Source organism: Micrococcus luteus (assembly GCF_022664405.1).
Lineage (GTDB): Bacteria > Actinomycetota > Actinomycetes > Actinomycetales > Micrococcaceae > Micrococcus > Micrococcus luteus.
The window spans coordinates 1-15,626 of sequence record NZ_JAKRLB010000032.1; the positions used below are offsets into that span (position 1 = coordinate 1).

Here is a 15,626-nt window from a genome sequence, read left to right on the forward strand (position 1 = left end):
GGGCCATTTTGGTATAGCTGGGTCCCCCGCGCCGCCGTCGCCCCGAGCCTGCACGGGCACCCCGGCGCCCCCGGTGGCGTCCCCGCCGGCTGGCCCGGCCGCCGGCCCGCGGCCCGCCCCGCGCCGGACTGGACCCCGGGTCGGTTCCACTGGGGCGACGCCGTCGTGGTGCTCGTGTACGTGGCGCTCATGGTGCTCGGGCTGGGGCTGTGGCTGGCGGTGTCGCTCGGCCTGGTCCCCGGTGACCTCGAGGCGTTCGACCTGGTCCGCGACGGGTTCACGGTGAACATCGTCAGCTACGCGATCCTCGTGGTGCTCGTGCTGGCCGTGGCCTGGCGCCCGCTCGTGACGTCGCTGCGGGTGTTCCGCACGGGGACGTGGTGGAAGCTGTTTCTGCTGCCCGCCACGTGGCTGGCGTGCATCGTCGTGAACGTGATCGTGCTGAGCCTCATCGGGGAGGCGCAGACCAGCGCCAACCAGGCCGCGCTCGAGGAGATGACCACGCAGGCCCCGCCCGTGCTCATGATCCTCATGACCGTGGTGGCCGCCCCGCTCGTGGAGGAGTACCTGTTCCGCCACCTGCTGATCGGCAAGCTCTCCCGCTGGATCAACGTGTGGGTGTGCGCCGTGGTCTCCGTGCTCGCGTTCACACTCCTGCACTTCCTCGGCACCGGCGGCGACTTCCGGCTCGTGGAGACCGTCCCGTACCTGACCCTCGCGGTGGCGATCACGGTGTCCTACATCCTGATGGGCCGCTCGTTCGGGTACGCGGTGCTGCTGCACATGGTGAACAACGGCATCGCCATCGCGATGCTCTACCTCGTGGCCCCCCTGCTGCCGGACACGCTGCCCGGCCCCACTGCCCCGACCACGGCGCTGGCCCCGCTGCTGGCCCTGCTGGGCTGAGATGGCAGGACCCTCCGGCTCGACGGCGGCGCCCGCCCCGCAGGACGCGCGCGCCCTCACGCGGCGCATCCTCGCGCTCGCGGTCCCCGCGTTCGGCGCGCTCATCGCGGAGCCGCTGTTCCTGCTGGCCGACACCGCGATCATCGGGCACCTGGGCACGGCCCAGCTGGCCGGCGTCGGGATCGGCACCACCATCCTGCACACGCTCACCGGCCTCATGATCTTCCTGGCCTACGCCACCACCCCGGCGGTGGCCCGGCTGATCGGGGCGGGGGACCCGGCCGCCGCGATGGACCGCGGCCGCGACGGCATCTGGCTGGGCCTGCTGCTCGGCGCGGTGCTGGCCGTCCTCGGCTGGCTCGCGGCCCCCGCGCTGACGGCGGCCCTCGGCGCGACGGGCGAGGTGCAGGCCCACGCCGTCGCCTACCTGCGCTGGTCCATGCCGGGGCTGCCGGCCCTGCTGGCCGTGCTCGCGGCCACCGGGGTGCTCCGCGGCCTCCAGGACACCGTGACGCCGCTCGTGGTGGCGGGTGTGGGCTTCGGCGCGAACGTCGGGCTGAACGTGGCCCTGGTGTACGGGCTGGGCTGGGGCGTAGCTGGCTCGGCCGTCGGCACGTCCGTGGTGCAGTGGGCGATGCTCGTGACATACCTGTTCGTGCTGGCCCCGCGCTTCCGCCGCTCGGGCACGGTGTGGGCGCCCCGTGCGTCGGGCATGCGCGCCACGGCCCAGGTGGGCTCGTGGCTGCTGCTGCGCACCGCGAGCCTGCGCGCGGCCATCCTCATCACCGTCATGGCCGCCGCCGGCGCGGGCGACCTCACCCTCGCCGCGCACCAGCTCGTCTTCACGCTGTTCTCCACGCTGGCGTTCGCCCTCGACGCCCTCGCGATCGCCGCGCAGGCCCTGATCGGCGCCGAGCTCGGGGCCGCCCGGCCGGATGCGGCCCGTCGCCTCACCCGGACGATGGTGCGCTGGGGGCTGGGCTTCGGCGTCGTGACCGGGGCCGTGCTGGCCCTGGCGGCACCGGTGCTGCCGGGGCTGTTCACCACGGACCCGACCGTGCAGGCCGCCGCCACCGTGGGCCTGTGGGTGCTGGCCGCCGGGCAGCCGGTGGCCGGGTACGTGTTCGTGCTGGACGGCGTGCTGATCGGCGCCGGCGACGCCCGCTACCTCGCCCTCGCCGGCCTCGTGAACCTCGTGGTCTACGCGCCGGCGCTCTGGGTGCTCGCGCAGCTCGCCACGGGCGGATTCGGCTGGACCGCGGCCTGGCCCGGACCGAACGCCGCCGTGCCCGACGCCGGCGTGCAGCTGGGCCTGCTCTGGCTCGGCTTCGCAGGGGTCTACATGGGGATGCGGGCGCTCACCCTCGGCTGGCGGGCCCGGCGCGACGACTGGATGCGGCTCGGCGTCGTGTGAGCGCGTCCGGGCGGTGACGCGCGGGCCGGGCCGCGGCCGCACTGCTCCTAGACTGGGGCGGTGGCTACCGTGCAGACCCCCCTCGAGATCTCGTCCGTGGTGTTCAAGCCGATCCTGATCCGCGCCGTGGTGGCGCTGGCGTTCGGTCTGACCACCGTGTTCGTCGCCGAGCCGGGCCTGACGTGGATGAAGGTCATGTTCGCGCTGTACCTGGTGTTCTCCGGTTCGGCGATGTGGGAGTACCTGCGCCGCGACCCGGTGCCCGTGGCCATGCGCTCCCCGCTGTCCCTGGCGGCGGCCGCGTGGATGCTCGGCGTGATCGTGCTGCTGTTCCTGGGGTCCCCGGCGGCGGTGGGCGTGGCGGCCGGCGCCGCCCTCGTGCTCGGCGGCGTCGCCGAGCTCGTGGCGTGGGCCCGCCACCGCCGCGAGTTCATCCCCGCGCGGGACCAGCTGTGGACCGGACTCGTGGGCCTGCTCTCCGGGGGCGGCGTGGTCGTGGCCGCCCTGCAGGGCTTCGGCCCGCACGCCCTGCTCGGCATCGCCGGCGGCGGGGCGATCCTGATCGGCGTGCTCCTGATGGTCTCCGGGCTCGGCTTCCACCACGAGGTGCGCCGGGACCGGGGCACGGCCAGGGGCCTCTGAACCGGGCCGACGTCGTCGTCCTGACCCGCGGGGCGGACGTTCGCCGGGGGAGGACCTCGGGGCCCCGAGGGGCCACCCGTCGGCCGGACGCGTAGACTGGCTCCGGTCCGCCGCGCCCCGAGGGCCTCAGCCCCGGGCGCCTGCGCGGGCCGTGTCGCCCCAGCCGCCCCCAGCCGTCAGGAGTCCCGCCGTGAGCGCACCGTCCCCCCGCCCGTCCGCCGATCGCGCCGGATCCGGCCGCCCGGCACGCGGCGGTCTGCGCACCACGGTCAAGGGCCCGCTCGTCTTCTCCGCCGTGCTCGGCCTGATCGGCGGGGTGATCGCCGGCATCACCGCCTCCGGCGGCACCCAGAATCCACTGCGCGTCGACATCGCGCTGATCGCCTTCGGCGTCTTCTTCATGACCTCGCTCGTGGTGGTGGCCATGCTGCAGCTCGCCGCGCGCGAGAACCCGGACCACCTCTCCCAGGGCTCCGGTGTGAACCGCTCCTCCGAGGAGATGTTCCGCAAGGCCGCCGCCGACCGCCGCGCCCAGGCCGCCGCCGAGCGCCGCGAGCAGGGCGGCACCGGAGGCGACGCCCCCCGCGCCTGAGCCCGGCGCCTCAGAACCCGAGGCTGCGTGCCTCCCGCCGCAGCGCGTCCGCCGAGGCGTGCAGCGCCCGCATCTCCGCGTCGTCCAGCTCGGGCTGGATCACGCGGGTGACGCCGTCGCGCCCCACCACGGATGGCATGGACAGGGCGACGTCCGAGAGCCCGTGGACGCCGTCGAGCACGGTGGAGACCGGCAGAATGGCGTGCTGGTCGCGCAGGATCGCCTCGAGCAGGCGGGTCGTGGCCACGCCGACCGCGTACGTGGTGGCGCCCTTGCCCTGGATCACCTCGTACGCGGCGTGCACCACGGTGTCCGCCACCTCGTCCAGGTCGGCGCGGGTGAACAGCGGGTCGACCGGCGTCGGCCACTCCAGGATGGGCGTCGGGCCGATGCGCGCCGAGCTCCACGCGGGGAACTCCGTGTCCCCGTGCTCGCCGAGGATGGCCGCGTGCACCGACGACGGGTGGACCTGCGCCCGCGACGCCAGCAGCCACCGCAGGCGGGACGTGTCCAGGAGGGTGCCCGAGCCGATCACCCGGCCGGCAGGCAGACCGGTGAGGCGCTGGGCCACCAGCGTGAGGACGTCCACGGGATTGGTGACGAGCACGATCAGCGCCTCCGGCGCGTGCGCCTGCACCTGGGGCAGCAGGCCGCGCAGGATCTCCACGTTGTGCGCGCCGAGGTCGAGGCGGGTCTGCCCCGGCTTCTGCTTGGCGCCGGCCGTGATCACCACGACCTCGCAGCCGGCCAGGACGTCCGGGTCCGCGCCGCCGGTCATCGCCGACGCGGAGGTGAACGGGGTGCCGTGGGCCAGGTCGAGGACCTCGGCGCGGACCTTGGGCTCGTCGATGTCGTACAGGGCGACCTCGCGGGCGACGCCGCGGATCAGCGCCGCATAGCAGATCGCCGTGCCGACGCCGCCGGCCCCCACGACGCCGACCTTGCGGTGGGCGGGTCCGAGGGACGCGGGGGCGGCGGGGGAGTGGGCGGGGGTGTGCTCGCTCATGCCTCGCAGGCTAGGGGTGTCCGGTCGGCCGACGGAACCACGAGGCCGCCCCGTCCCCCGGCGGGTGGGGCCGGGTCAGTCCTTCTTCTTGTCCGACTTCTTCTTGCCGGCCTTCTTCTCCGCCTTCTTGCGGGCCTTCTTCTCCGCCTTCCTGCGCTCCTTCTTCTCCTTCTTGGTCTCCCGGCGGGGCTCGTCGGCGGCGGCCTCGGAGTCCACGACGGCCTCCGGCGCCTCCGCCTCCTCCGGCCCGGCCGGATCCGCCGCGGGGGCGGACTCCGCCGCCTCGGCCAGCCGTGCCCGGTAGGAGCGCACGTGGGTGCGGTTGGCGCAGTTGGCCTCGTCGCAGAACCGCTTGGACCGGTTCCGGCTGGCGTCCACGAGCGCGTTCTCGCAGTCCTCGCCCTCGCACACGCGCAGGCGGGTCAGCTCGCCGTCCATCGCGGTCTCCGCCAGCGCGAGGGCGGCCATCGCGGCCAGCCGCTCCACCGCGTCGGCGGGGACCTGCGCCGGGGCCAGCCCGACGACGTCGCCCCCGGCCGTCAGCCGCAGCGGCCCGGCCGCGGCGAGGAGGGCGTTCACGCGCTCCACGGCGGCCGCCTCGTCCACGGCGGCGAGGGCCCAGACCTCGGCCAGACGGCCGCGGAGTTCGCGGCCACGCACGGCCGCGGCGGCGGCCAGGCGGAGGCGGACCTCGTCCTCCTGGAGTTCAGGGACGAGGGAGGGCAGCTGCGTGGCGGCGGTGAACCGCTCGTCGGCCGGCTGACCGCCCCGCAGTCCGGGGGCGGTGTTCAGGAACGCGGCCAGGGAGGCGAGGCGGGAGAGCGTCGGCGCGGAGAGCATGGGGAAATCGTACGGCGGGCCCGCCCTCCCGTCACCGGCTTCACGCCGCGTATCGGGTCGCCTCCGGCGCCGTCCCGTCCAGTACCCTGACCCCCACGGACCCCGTCTGCGCGGCGGGGTGCACCCATGGGGCCGGAGGGGCCCCCGAACCAGCACAGGAGACCTCCATGTCCCAGACCTCCCAGGCGACCGGTCGCCTCTCCGCCGGGCACGTCATCGTCAAGACCCTCGAGTCCCACGGCGTGAAGCGCGTCTACTCCGTGCCGGGCGAGTCCTACCTGGACGTCCTGGACGGCCTGTACGACTCGGGCATCGAGAACGTGGTGTGCCGCCACGAGGGCGGCGCCACGTACATGGCCGAGGCCGACGGCAAGATGAACGTGGTCCCCGGCGTCGCCATGGTGACGCGCGGCCCGGGCGCCGCGAACGCCCACGTCGGCCTGCACACCGCGTGGCAGGACTCGACGGCGCTCGTGCTGTTCGTCGGCCTGATCCCGTTCGAGCACCGCGACCGCGAGGCCTTCCAGGAGTTCGACCCGCACGCCTGGTTCGGCACCGGTGCGAAGCGCGTGATGGTCCTGGACCACCCGGAGCGCGCCTCCGAGATCGTGGCCGAGGCCATGTTCGCCGCCAGCTCGGGCCGGCCCGGGCCCGTCGTCGTCGGCCTGCCGGAGGATGTGATCCGCCAGGAGATCGACGCGCACCTGCACCCGCAGATCCCCGTGGCCCCGGGCGGCATGACCGTGGAGGACTGGAAGTCCCTGCACGCCGCGCTCAAGGAGTCCCGCAAGCCGCTGTTCATCACCGGTGGCAACGACTGGACGGACGAGGGTGCGCAGACCCTGACGACGTGGCTGGAGGAGCACAAGATCCCCGCCGCCGCCGAGTGGCGCACCGAGGGCACCGTGCCGTTCTCCTCGCCGTCCTACGTGGGCCCGATCGGCTACGGTCGCCCGAAGCCGACCTACGACATGCTCGAGGAGACCGACCTCATCGTGTTCGTCGGCACCGTGCCGGGCGACGTCGTGACCAACGGCTTCACCATCCGCCAGAACTGGGACAAGAAGAACTTCCTGGTCACCATCGACCCGTCCCTGCGCGGCCGCTCCGGCCCCGTGTCCCACCAGATCGTGGCCAAGCCGGACGTGTTCATCCGCGACCTCGTCCGCATGGAGCTCGAGGTCAAGCCGGAGTGGGAGGAGTGGACCTCCCGCATGCGCGGCGAGCAGGAGAAGTTCGCGGCCCTGCCCCCGGCCGAGCCGTCCGAGGGTCAGGCGAAGATGGCCACCCTCATGGCCAACCTGGTGCCGAAGCTGCCGAAGGACTCGATGATCTCCCTCGGCGCGGGCGAGCACACCAACTGGGCGCACCGGTACTTCCCGACCGAGGGCTACCGCGCCATGATCTCGGCCCGCAACGGCTCCATGGGCTACTCGGTGCCGGGCGCCGTGGCCGCGTCCCTGAACTTCCCGGACCGCACCGTGGTGACCATCGCCGGCGACGGCGAGTTCCTCATGAACGGCCAGGAGCTGGCGACCGCCGCGCAGTACGGCGCGAAGCCCCTCGTGATCGTCATGGACAACCAGGAGTACGGCACCATCCGCACCCATCAGGAGCGCAAGTACCCCGAGCGCGTCTCCGGCACCCAGCTGAAGAACCCCGACTTCGCCGCCATGGCCCAGGCGTTCGGCGGCTTCGGGGTGCGCGTGGAGCGGGACGCGGACGTGCCGGCGGCCGTGGACGCGGCGCTCAAGGCGGTCCAGGAGGAGGGCCGGTTCGCGCTCATCCACCTGATCGTGGAGCAGCGCGTCAAGGCCTACTGAGGCCGGCGGCGCGGCGCGGTCGTCGCCGTTCCTCCGGTCAGGCCGCCGTCGTGGGGACGACGAAGCGCAGCGTCGGGACGGGGAAGGGTGCACCGTCGAGGTCCGTCTCGACCCGGTCCCGCAGCACGCCCCCGCACGCGCGGATCGTGGCCACGGAGGCGGTGTTCGTCTCGTCGCACGTGAGCAGGGCGGTGGACACCCCGCGTGCGGCCAGCAGTGTCAGGGCGCCGCGCAGCAGGCGCGCGGCGTGGCCCCGCCGCCGGAACGCGGGCCGCACCGCGTAGCCCACGTGCCCGTTGACGTGGCGCAGCGCGTCGTTCAGCTCCCACCGCACGGACACCCGGCCCACCAGCTCGCCCGCCTCGTCCACGCCCACGTAGAAGGAGGCGGGCACGCGGCCGGGTTCGACGTCGCCGCGCGCCTCGGCGGCGAACGCGCGGCGGATCGCGGGGAAGGAGCGGGTGCCGGCCATCAGGAAGTCGAACCCCTCCCGATGCAGCTCGGCGTCCGCCTCGCGCGCCGCGATCTCGTCCGCGGCGCGCAGCGGGCGCAGCAGGAGGCCGTCCACGGTGACGGTGGGGCTGGGGTCCGGGAGCATGTGCCGAGTGTACGAGGGGGACGCCGGGCGTGGCCGCGTGAGCCGCCCGCCGCCCCAGCCCTCGTGCTTTCCCCACCTCCGCGCCACCCCCGCGCCGTGAGCCAGACGTTTCGGTCGTGATCAGCCCCTGATTGCAGCCGAAACGTCTGGCTCGCGGCGAAGCACCTGGCCCTGCGCGCGACCCAGCCCACGGCACAGCACTCGGTGCACCCTCCGGTCCGCCCCCGACGCGAGCTGGGGTGACGTGGGTCACATGGGGGGGCTAGGGTGGGGGGGGACCGACGATCGCCTATCCCCAGGAGGCCGCGATGACCGTGCCGTCCTCGTCGGCGGAGCACGCGCCCGCGCTCGAGGCTCGCCCCGAGATGCCGGGCGAGACCGTGTCCCGCGTCGCCATGACGCCCGCGGCGCTCGAGCTGATCCGCCGACTCCTCCCGATCCATGGCCCGCTCATGTTCCACCAGTCCGGCGGCTGCTGCGACGGCTCCGCGCCCATGTGCTATCCCGCCGGCGACTTCACGACCGGCGCCGCCGACGTCCTGCTGGGCACCTTCGCGCTGCCGGCCGAGGGGGACCAGGCCGCCGTGGAGATCCCGTTCTGGATGTCCGCCGCCCAGTTCGAGTACTGGAAGCACACCCACCTCACCCTGGACGTGGTGGACGGGCGCGGCTCCGGCTTCTCCGTCGAGGCGCCCGAAGGCAAGCGGTTCCTGATCCGTTCGCGGTTGATGGCCGGCTCGGGATGAGCTCGACCCTCGCCACCGGCGCCTACCGACGCGCCGTGGACCGGGCCCACGAGTCCCTCGACTCGGTCCGCCTGTCGCTCGCGCCGTCGTCGTCCACCGCTCCGACCGGCGCGGACCAGGGCCTGCGCGCCGCCCTCCAGGGGCTGCGGCGGGAGGTCCGCGAGTCCTGGCTGCGCTCCCTCGGCGCCCTCACCCCGGCGGGGTCGGCCCTCGACGCAGGAGCTTCCGCGGCCGCGCCCGCGGTGCCCGGCCAGACCGACCCGGCCACCCTCGCCGACGACGACCTCGCCGCCGCCCGCCGCGAGCAGCGTCTCGCCGTGGCCCTGCCGGTGGTCCGCCGCATGCTCATCCAGCCCGCGGCCGAGGCCGGGATGCTCGCCGCGATCGGCAACGCGCGCGGCCACCTGCTGTGGGTCGAGGGCGACCGGACTGCGGTGCGCCACGCCGAGACCATGGGCTTCGTGGCCGGCGCCGACTGGTCCGAGGCGTCCATGGGCACCTCCGCCCCCGGCATCGTCCTCGCGACCGGCGCCCCCACGCAGGTCAGCCGCGGCGAGCACCTGAGCCCGCGCGTGCACCCGTGGAGCTGTTCGGCCGTCCCGCTCACGGACCCGGGCACCGGGCGGCTCGTCGGGGTCCTGGACCTCACGGGCGGCGAGGACGCCGTCAGCCACCTCGCCCTGCCGCTGCTCCAGGCCACCGTGGACGCCGTGCACGCCGCCTGGCGGGACCTGCCCGCCCCGTCCCGGGGCCGTCTCCGCGGCACCGTCCCGACGCCGGGCCCCTCGGCTCCGCCGTCCGCCTCGCCGGGGCCGAGTCCCACCGCCGCGCCGCACCGCCACGACGAGGCCGCGGGCCTGCTGCGCGTCACCGGCCACCTGCCGCCCACGCTGGACGGGGTCGAGCTCACCGGCCGGCACGCCGAGATCCTCACCCTCCTCGCGTGGCACGGCCCGGGCCTGACCGGCGCCGAGCTCGAGGTCGCGCTGTATCCGGAGGAGACGGCCGGGCCCCGGTCCGCGCCGGGCGACGCCCCCGCCCGGGCCATCTCGCTGCGCGCCGAGGTGCATCGACTCCGCCGGGCGCTGCGGGACGTGGGGGCGCCGGTGGAGCTGCTGTCCCGGCCGTACCGGCTCGTGGGGGAGGTGCACGCGGACCTGCTGTGCGCGCGGGAGGCGCTGCGCGCCGGGGACCTGGACCGTGCGTTGCACGCGGCGGCCGGGCCGGTGCTGCCGCGGTCGGCGTCCCCCGGTGTCGCCTCGATCCGCGCGGAGCTGGGGGAGGCGCTGCGCGAGGCCGTCGCCCAGGACGCGGATGTCGACCAGCTCTGGGCCTACCTGGGCCGCCCCGAGGCCCGCGACGACGTCGAGCTCTGGGGCGCCGCCCTGCGTCTGCTGCCGACGGACTCGCCGCGGCGCGCGCTCGCCGTGGCCACGCTCGAGCGGATCGAGCGGGACCTGGCCTGACCCGGCCCGCACCTCACCCCCGCCCGGCTGCAACCTTCGTGCAACCTCCTTGTGACTAGGGTCACAGCCACGGCAGGGCGCCACCCGGCGCCGAGGCAAGCGCAGGCAAAGGAGCCAGCACCATGACCGTCTACGCATTCCCGGGCACCGAGGGAGCCAAGGTCGAGTTCAAGCCCCGCTACGAGCACTTCATCGGCGGAGAGTGGACACCCCCGGTCAAGGGCCAGTACTTCGAGAACGTCACGCCCGTGACGGGCAAGGTGTTCTGCGAGGTCGCCCGCGGCACGGCCGAGGACATCGACGTCGCCCTCGACGCCGCCTGGAAGGCCGCCCCGGCCTGGGGCGCCACCTCGCCGGCCGAGCGGGCGCTCGTGCTGCACCGCATCGCGGACCGCATGGAGGAGAACCTCGAGATGCTGGCGGTCGCGGAGACCTGGGACAACGGCAAGGCCGTCCGGGAGACCCTCAACGCGGACGTCCCGCTGGCCATCGACCACTTCCGGTACTTCGCCGGCGCGATCCGCGCGCAGGAGGGCGGCCTGTCCCAGGTGGACGAGGACACCGTCGCCTATCACTTCCACGAACCGCTCGGCGTGGTCGGCCAGATCATCCCGTGGAACTTCCCGCTGCTGATGGGGGTGTGGAAGCTGGCGCCCGCGCTGGCCGCGGGCAACGCCGTCGTGATCAAGCCCGCCGAGCAGACCCCGGCCTCGATCATGGTGTTCATCGAGCTGATCGCGGACCTGCTGCCGGCCGGCGTCGTCAACGTGGTCAACGGCTTCGGCCTCGAGGCCGGCAAGCCGCTCGCGCAGTCGCCGCGCATCCGCAAGATCGCGTTCACGGGCGAGACGACGACGGGCCGGCTGATCATGCAGTACGCCTCGGAGAACATCATCCCGGTGACCCTGGAGCTGGGCGGCAAGTCGCCCAACGTCTTCTTCGAGGACGTCATGGCGAACGACGACGCCTACTGGGACAAGGCGCAGGAGGGCTTCACCCTGTTCGCGCTGAACCAGGGCGAGGTCTGCACGTGCCCGTCGCGTGCGCTCGTGCAGGAGTCGATCGCGGAGAAATTCCTCGACGCCGTCGTGGAGCGGACCTCGCGCATCGTGACCGGCAACCCCCTCGACACGGACGTGATGATGGGCGCCCAGGCCTCCAACGACCAGCTCGAGAAGATCACGTCCTACCTGGACATCGGCCGTCAGGAGGGCGCCGAGGTGCTGATCGGTGGCGCCCGCGCCGAGATGGAGGGCGAACTGGCCGGCGGCTACTACGTGCAGCCCACGATCTTCCGCGGGGACAACTCGATGCGCATCTTCCAGGAGGAGATCTTCGGGCCGGTGGTCTCGACGACCACGTTCACCGACTTCGACGACGCCATGCGGATCGCCAACGACACGCTCTACGGGCTCGGCGCCGGCGTGTGGTCCCGGAACGGCAACACCGCCTATCGCGCGGGCCGGGCGATCCAGGCCGGCCGCGTGTGGGTGAACAACTACCACGCCTACCCGGCCCACGCCGCGTTCGGCGGGTACAAGTCCTCCGGCATCGGCCGCGAGAACCACCTGATGATGCTCGACCACTACCAGCAGACCAAGAACCTGCTCGTCTCCTACTCCGAGGACAAGCTCGGGTTCTTCTGAGCCGGCGCCGGCACCGCACGACCCCCCTCCCCATCCCACGAAAGGTGATCCCCCATGACCACGATGAAGGCAGCCGTCGTCACCCAGTTCGGCACAGAGGCCGACGTCCAGGAGGTCGAGCGCCCGACGCCCGGCCAGCACCAAGCGCTCGTGAAGCTCATCTCCTCGGGCGTCTGCCACACGGACCTGCACGCGATGGAGGGTGACTGGCCGGTGAAGCCGACCCCGCCGTTCATCCCGGGCCACGAGGGCGTGGGCATCGTCGAGGAGGTCGGACCCGACGTCGAGAACCTCAAGGTCGGGGACATGGTCGGCAACGCGTGGCTGTGGGGCGCGTGCGGCCACTGCCAGTACTGCCGCACCGGGTGGGAGACCCTGTGCGAGGAGCAGATCAACGGCGGCTACTCCATGAACGGATCCTTCGGCGAGTACATGCTCGTGGACGCCCGCTACGCGCCCCTGATCCCCGAGGGCGCGGACCCGATGGAGGTCGGCCCGATCCTGTGCGCCGGCGTCACGGTGTACAAGGGGCTGAAGCAGACCGAGGTGCGGCCCGGGCAGTGGGTCGTGATCTCCGGCATCGGTGGCCTGGGGCACATCGCGGTGCAGTACGCCGTGGCGATGGGCATGCGCGTGGTGGCCGTGGACGTCGCGGACGACAAGCTGGCGCTCGCCTCCCGGCACGGCGCGGAGCTGACCGTGAACGCGAACGTCGCGGACCCCTCCGTGGAGATCCAGGAGAAGATCGGCGGCGCCCACGGCGTGCTCGTCACGGCCGTGCACCCGCAGGCGTTCGGCCAGGCCATCGCGATGACCCGCCGCGGCGGCACCATCGTGTTCAACGGCCTGCCCCCGGGCGACTTCCCCGCGCCGATCTTCGACATCGTCCTCAAGGGCCTGACCATCCGCGGCTCGATCGTGGGCACCCGGCAGGACATGGTCGAGGCACTCGAGTTCTACGCGGCCGGGAAGATCCACCCGACGTTCCACACCCGCCCGCTCACCGAGATCAACGACGTATTCGACGAGATGCGCCACGGCAAGATCGAGGGCCGCGTCGTCATCGACTACGCGATGCAGGACTGACGTGTCGCCTGGGCGTCGGCTGGGCGCGGGGTAGTATCGACACATCACGCGCACCAGTGCGACGGCGGTCGTCCCGCCCGGAGACCCGGGCCGGGGCGGCCGCCGTCGTCGTCGCGGGGACGGGTCGCAGTGCGCCCGACGCCCGGTCCTCAGCGGGCCGCCGCCGGGGCGACGCCGTCGCGCAGCCACTCCAGCGTGGCCGGCCAGAAGGTCGGCGCGAACCGCGCGTGGAACAGCCCGAAGTGCCCGATCTCCGCGACACCGAGCTCCTCCGGTCGCACCCGCCAGCGCACCGTCCGTCGGCCCGGCGAGTAGGCGTCCGCGCGGTCGAGGGCGGCGTCGGTGCCGAAGTCGTCGTCGACAGGCGCCACGATCAGCGCGTCCGCCGTGAACGCGGCCAGACGACGGCGCAGCTCGTCCCGGCCGGCGCCGGTGCGGGCGCTCGCGGTGAAGTCGCGGCGGCTGCGCGCCCAGTCCAGGGCGACCCCGCGCGGCAGGTCCTCGAGCCAGCCGAGCCGCCGCCCCGGGAAGTGCCCGCGGGCCAGCGTGACCACCGGCATCGCCACGTGCCACCGCGCCCACATCCGCGCCCTCCCCGGCCGCGCCCGGTAGTCCCGCCAGTAGGCGTGCTGACCGCCCACGGCCATGTGCCGGGCCACATGACGCGCCTCGTCCGCGAGCCCGATGCCGAACCCGCCGAAGCTGTGGCCCACCGTCAGGAGGGGGCCGGGCAGGCGCGTCCGGGCCCAGCCGAGCACGGCGTCCGCGTCGAGGGCGCCCCAGTCCGCCCACCGCGCCCGCCGCGCCACGGCGAACGGCTCACGGGACTCCCCGACACCCCGGTAGTCGAACGTGACCGCGTGGAACCCGTGGCCGGCGAGGAACTCCGCGTAGCGCCGGTAGTACGTGGCCTTCACCCCGGTCGCCGAGGCGATCACCACCGCGCCGGCGGGCCGGGCCGGGGGCGTCGTCGTCGTGGGGGTGAAGTGGCGGGCCGCGAGCACGAAGCCGTCGGGGGCGCGGAGGCGCACGGGGGTGGAGGTGGTCTGCGTCACGTCGCCACCCTAGGCGCGGGGGCGGCGCGACCTGCGACACAGACCTGCGACACAATGGGCCCATGACTGAGACCCCCCAGAGCTCGTCCGGCCAGAGCCGGGACGAGATCCTCGCCCGCCTCGAGGAGATCTACGCGAACGACCCCGCGGTGCGCGAGCACGGCGTCACCCTCGGCGAGGTGGCCGAGGGGCGCGTGGTGCTGCACCGCGACGTCACCGCGGACATGGTGAACTCCCACGAGATCTGCCACGGCGGCTTCCTGTTCCACCTCGCGGACTCGGCGCTGGCGTACTGCGTGGCGACCTTCGGCGCCGCCCCCGTCACCCGGCGCGCCGAGATCACCTACGTGGCGCCCGCCAGGCTCGGCGCGCACCTCGTGGCGACCGCCCGCCAGTCGGTGGAGTTCGGCCGCGACCGCATGATCGAGGTCGGCATCGAGGCGGACGGCCAGCTCGTCGCCTGGTTCACCGGCCACTCCACGAGCCCGCGGGTGCACGCGTGAGCGCCGGGCAGGACGCGACGACGGCCGGGCCGGTCGTCGAGTCGGTGGAGCTGCACGTGGCCGCGGGGGCGGAGGCGGCGTTCGAGGCCGCCGTCGCCGAGGCCGAGCCGCTGTTCCGGGACGGGGGCGCGACGTCCTTCGCGCTGTCCCGCCAGGTGGAGGACCCGGCGCACTACCGGCTGCTGATCGGCTGGCGCACGCTCGAGGACCACACCGTGGCCTTCCGCGAGTCCGACGCGTTCCTCGCGTGGCGTGCGCTCGTCACCCCGCACCTGGCGCAGCCGCCGGCCGCGACCCACTGGTCCGCCGTCTGACCCCCGCACCCCCCGCTTTCGTTCGGGAAACGGCGGTCGTCAGCGCGTTTTCGTTCGGGAAACGGCGGCCGTCAGCGCGTTTTCGTTCGGGAAACGGCGGCCGTCAGCGCGTTTTCGTTCGAGAAACGGCGCGAGGTCTGACCGTTTCCCGAACGAAAGTGCCCGACACGCCGCCGTTTCCCGAACGAAAGTGCGGAGACGCGGTCGGTTCAGAGGTGGCGGCCCGCCAGCCGCGTGAGGCTCGACTTAATGCCCCGCCCGTTGTCCGCCGGCACGCGCAGCAGCTCGTACGCGCGGCGCACGGCCGGCCGGGCCCACGAGTAGTCGAAGGTCTCGGTGACCTCGGTGGTGCCGTCCCCGTTGTCCTGGAACGCCCAGCGCCACCGGTGTCCGCCCGGGTGGGCCCACTCCACGAGCTCGTCCTCGTCCACGGCGGTGGCGGTCAGCGTCATCGTGTACGGCACCCCGTACTTCCGCATGGCCACGCGGAACCGGTCGCCCACGGCCAGCCGGTGCGGCCCGCTCACCTTCGGCCGCACGGTCCCGGACCCGTCCGCCTCGTGATGGCGGTGCGGGTCCGCGAGCATCGCCCACAGCTCGTGCGCCGGCGCGGCCACGGTGGCCCGGTAGGACACCTGGTGCTCGCCGGTCTCCACGCGCTCGGGCCACGCCGCCTGCGGGGCGGCCAGCGGCAGCCCGGACGACGACGGCGCGGCGGACTCGGTCTCGGGGGTGGCGGACGAGGGGGTCGGCTCGGTGCTCATGTCGCCCATTCTAGGAACTGCCGCGGACGCCGGAAGCGGAGGCGACGGCACCCCTCGGCGGGACACCACAGGACTCTTGCCGGGGGCCCGCCCCGGGCCTAGGTGTTGTGGGTCATGAGGTTCTTGACATGGGTACCGGGCTGAGATGAGACGAGTGGGCCTCTCCCGCAGGATGGAAGTTCCTACACCACCGACCTGCCCGAGAAGACCCACTCATGACTCACG

General features: G+C 73.7%; 16 protein-coding genes. 11 read left to right on the forward strand and 5 right to left on the reverse strand.

The genetic code is table 11. The features are described 5' to 3' along the window. The first annotated feature begins 48 nt into the window (after positions 1–48). The 4 genes from MF605_RS11275 (at position 49) to MF605_RS11290 (ending at position 3,554) form a co-directional block, all read left to right on the forward strand. A complete protein-coding gene (locus MF605_RS11275) occupies positions 49–906 on the forward strand; it encodes a CPBP family intramembrane glutamic endopeptidase (protein ID WP_242821288.1) in 858 nt (285 codons plus the stop codon). Between the two features lies 1 nt (position 907). Further along, on the forward strand, positions 908–2,320 hold the full coding sequence (locus MF605_RS11280) for an MATE family efflux transporter (protein WP_134417016.1): 1,413 nt from the start codon (positions 908–910) through the stop codon (positions 2,318–2,320). A gap of 60 nt (positions 2,321–2,380) precedes the next feature. Beyond that, positions 2,381–2,962 carry a hypothetical protein gene (locus MF605_RS11285; RefSeq protein WP_134417015.1) on the forward strand — a complete coding sequence of 194 codons (582 nt, stop codon included), beginning with the start codon at positions 2,381–2,383 and terminating at the stop codon, positions 2,960–2,962. 190 nt (positions 2,963–3,152) lie between these two features. Continuing rightward, on the forward strand, positions 3,153–3,554 hold the full coding sequence (locus MF605_RS11290) for a hypothetical protein (RefSeq protein ID WP_049144854.1): 402 nt from the start codon (positions 3,153–3,155) through the stop codon (positions 3,552–3,554). Positions 3,555–3,564: 10 nt separating this feature from the next. Here MF605_RS11290 and MF605_RS11295 read toward each other — a convergent pair whose 3' ends face one another. After that, the gene (locus tag MF605_RS11295) at positions 3,565–4,560 is read right to left on the reverse strand and encodes an L-lactate dehydrogenase (RefSeq protein ID WP_069942011.1); all 996 of its coding nucleotides are present in this window, start codon (positions 4,558–4,560) and stop codon (positions 3,565–3,567) included. Positions 4,561–4,635: 75 nt separating this feature from the next. After that, entirely contained in the window at positions 4,636–5,400 is a 765-nt protein-coding gene (locus tag MF605_RS11300) for a CGNR zinc finger domain-containing protein (protein ID WP_049144857.1), read from the reverse strand. Positions 5,401–5,567: 167 nt separating this feature from the next. On the opposite strand from MF605_RS11300, the gene MF605_RS11305 reads away from it, so the two are divergent. Next, entirely contained in the window at positions 5,568–7,223 is a 1,656-nt protein-coding gene (locus MF605_RS11305) for a thiamine pyrophosphate-dependent enzyme (RefSeq protein WP_129867184.1), read from the forward strand. Between the two features lie 37 nt (positions 7,224–7,260). Here the strand turns inward: MF605_RS11305 and MF605_RS11310 are convergent, their stop codons facing one another. Further along, a complete protein-coding gene (locus MF605_RS11310) occupies positions 7,261–7,821 on the reverse strand; it encodes a GNAT family N-acetyltransferase (protein ID WP_129867183.1) in 561 nt (186 codons plus the stop codon). Between the two features lie 308 nt (positions 7,822–8,129). On the opposite strand from MF605_RS11310, the gene MF605_RS11315 reads away from it, so the two are divergent. The 4 genes from MF605_RS11315 to adhP all read left to right on the forward strand — a co-directional run bounded on the left by MF605_RS11315 (position 8,130) and on the right by adhP (position 12,765). Further along, complete coding sequence (locus tag MF605_RS11315) at positions 8,130–8,567, forward strand: DUF779 domain-containing protein (RefSeq protein ID WP_063189308.1); 438 nt, start codon at positions 8,130–8,132, stop codon at positions 8,565–8,567. After that, positions 8,564–10,033 carry a helix-turn-helix domain-containing protein gene (locus MF605_RS11320; RefSeq protein ID WP_129867017.1) on the forward strand — a complete coding sequence of 490 codons (1,470 nt, stop codon included), beginning with the start codon at positions 8,564–8,566 and terminating at the stop codon, positions 10,031–10,033. Before MF605_RS11315 ends, MF605_RS11320 begins: the two co-directional genes overlap by 4 nt. Positions 10,034–10,155: 122 nt before the next feature. Next, entirely contained in the window at positions 10,156–11,679 is a 1,524-nt protein-coding gene (gene exaC, locus MF605_RS11325; protein WP_129867018.1) for an acetaldehyde dehydrogenase ExaC, read from the forward strand. A 54-nt stretch (positions 11,680–11,733) separates the two neighbouring features. Next, positions 11,734–12,765, forward strand: a complete 1,032-nt coding sequence (gene adhP, locus MF605_RS11330) for an alcohol dehydrogenase AdhP (protein WP_134417014.1) — start codon at positions 11,734–11,736, stop codon at positions 12,763–12,765. Between the two features lie 149 nt (positions 12,766–12,914). Here adhP and MF605_RS11335 read toward each other — a convergent pair whose 3' ends face one another. Continuing rightward, positions 12,915–13,820, reverse strand: coding sequence for an alpha/beta hydrolase family protein (locus MF605_RS11335; protein ID WP_063189315.1), 906 nt, complete (start codon positions 13,818–13,820; stop codon positions 12,915–12,917). Between the two features lie 62 nt (positions 13,821–13,882). On the opposite strand from MF605_RS11335, the gene MF605_RS11340 reads away from it, so the two are divergent. Next, positions 13,883–14,323: a hotdog fold thioesterase gene (locus tag MF605_RS11340; protein ID WP_020624653.1), complete on the forward strand. Its 441-nt coding sequence runs from the start codon at positions 13,883–13,885 to the stop codon at positions 14,321–14,323. Beyond that, positions 14,320–14,637 (forward strand): putative quinol monooxygenase, encoded by a 318-nt coding sequence (locus MF605_RS11345; protein ID WP_061866781.1) that lies wholly within the window; start codon positions 14,320–14,322, stop codon positions 14,635–14,637. The genes MF605_RS11340 and MF605_RS11345 overlap by 4 nt, the downstream gene beginning before the upstream one ends. A gap of 209 nt (positions 14,638–14,846) precedes the next feature. On the opposite strand, the gene MF605_RS11350 is transcribed toward MF605_RS11345, so the two are convergent. Continuing rightward, positions 14,847–15,401 carry an SRPBCC family protein gene (locus MF605_RS11350; RefSeq protein ID WP_134417013.1) on the reverse strand — a complete coding sequence of 185 codons (555 nt, stop codon included), beginning with the start codon at positions 15,399–15,401 and terminating at the stop codon, positions 14,847–14,849. Positions 15,402–15,626 lie beyond the last annotated feature (225 nt).

What these genes read in the sequence shown, in the direction of transcription:
- MF605_RS11280 (WP_134417016.1), top strand. Translation starts at nt 908, where the DNA reads ATGGCAGGACCCTCCGGCTCGACGGCGGCGCCCGCCCCGCAGGACGCG.
- adhP (WP_134417014.1), top strand. Translation starts at nt 11,734, where the DNA reads ATGACCACGATGAAGGCAGCCGTCGTCACCCAGTTCGGCACAGAGGCC.
- MF605_RS11310 (WP_129867183.1), bottom strand. Translation starts at nt 7,821, where the DNA reads ATGCTCCCGGACCCCAGCCCCACCGTCACCGTGGACGGCCTCCTGCTG.
- MF605_RS11315 (WP_063189308.1), top strand. Translation starts at nt 8,130, where the DNA reads ATGACCGTGCCGTCCTCGTCGGCGGAGCACGCGCCCGCGCTCGAGGCT.
- MF605_RS11320 (WP_129867017.1), top strand. Translation starts at nt 8,564, where the DNA reads ATGAGCTCGACCCTCGCCACCGGCGCCTACCGACGCGCCGTGGACCGG.
- exaC (WP_129867018.1), top strand. Translation starts at nt 10,156, where the DNA reads ATGACCGTCTACGCATTCCCGGGCACCGAGGGAGCCAAGGTCGAGTTC.
- MF605_RS11340 (WP_020624653.1), top strand. Translation starts at nt 13,883, where the DNA reads ATGACTGAGACCCCCCAGAGCTCGTCCGGCCAGAGCCGGGACGAGATC.
- MF605_RS11300 (WP_049144857.1), bottom strand. Translation starts at nt 5,400, where the DNA reads ATGCTCTCCGCGCCGACGCTCTCCCGCCTCGCCTCCCTGGCCGCGTTC.
- MF605_RS11295 (WP_069942011.1), bottom strand. Translation starts at nt 4,560, where the DNA reads ATGAGCGAGCACACCCCCGCCCACTCCCCCGCCGCCCCCGCGTCCCTC.
- MF605_RS11350 (WP_134417013.1), bottom strand. Translation starts at nt 15,401, where the DNA reads ATGAGCACCGAGCCGACCCCCTCGTCCGCCACCCCCGAGACCGAGTCC.
- MF605_RS11305 (WP_129867184.1), top strand. Translation starts at nt 5,568, where the DNA reads ATGTCCCAGACCTCCCAGGCGACCGGTCGCCTCTCCGCCGGGCACGTC.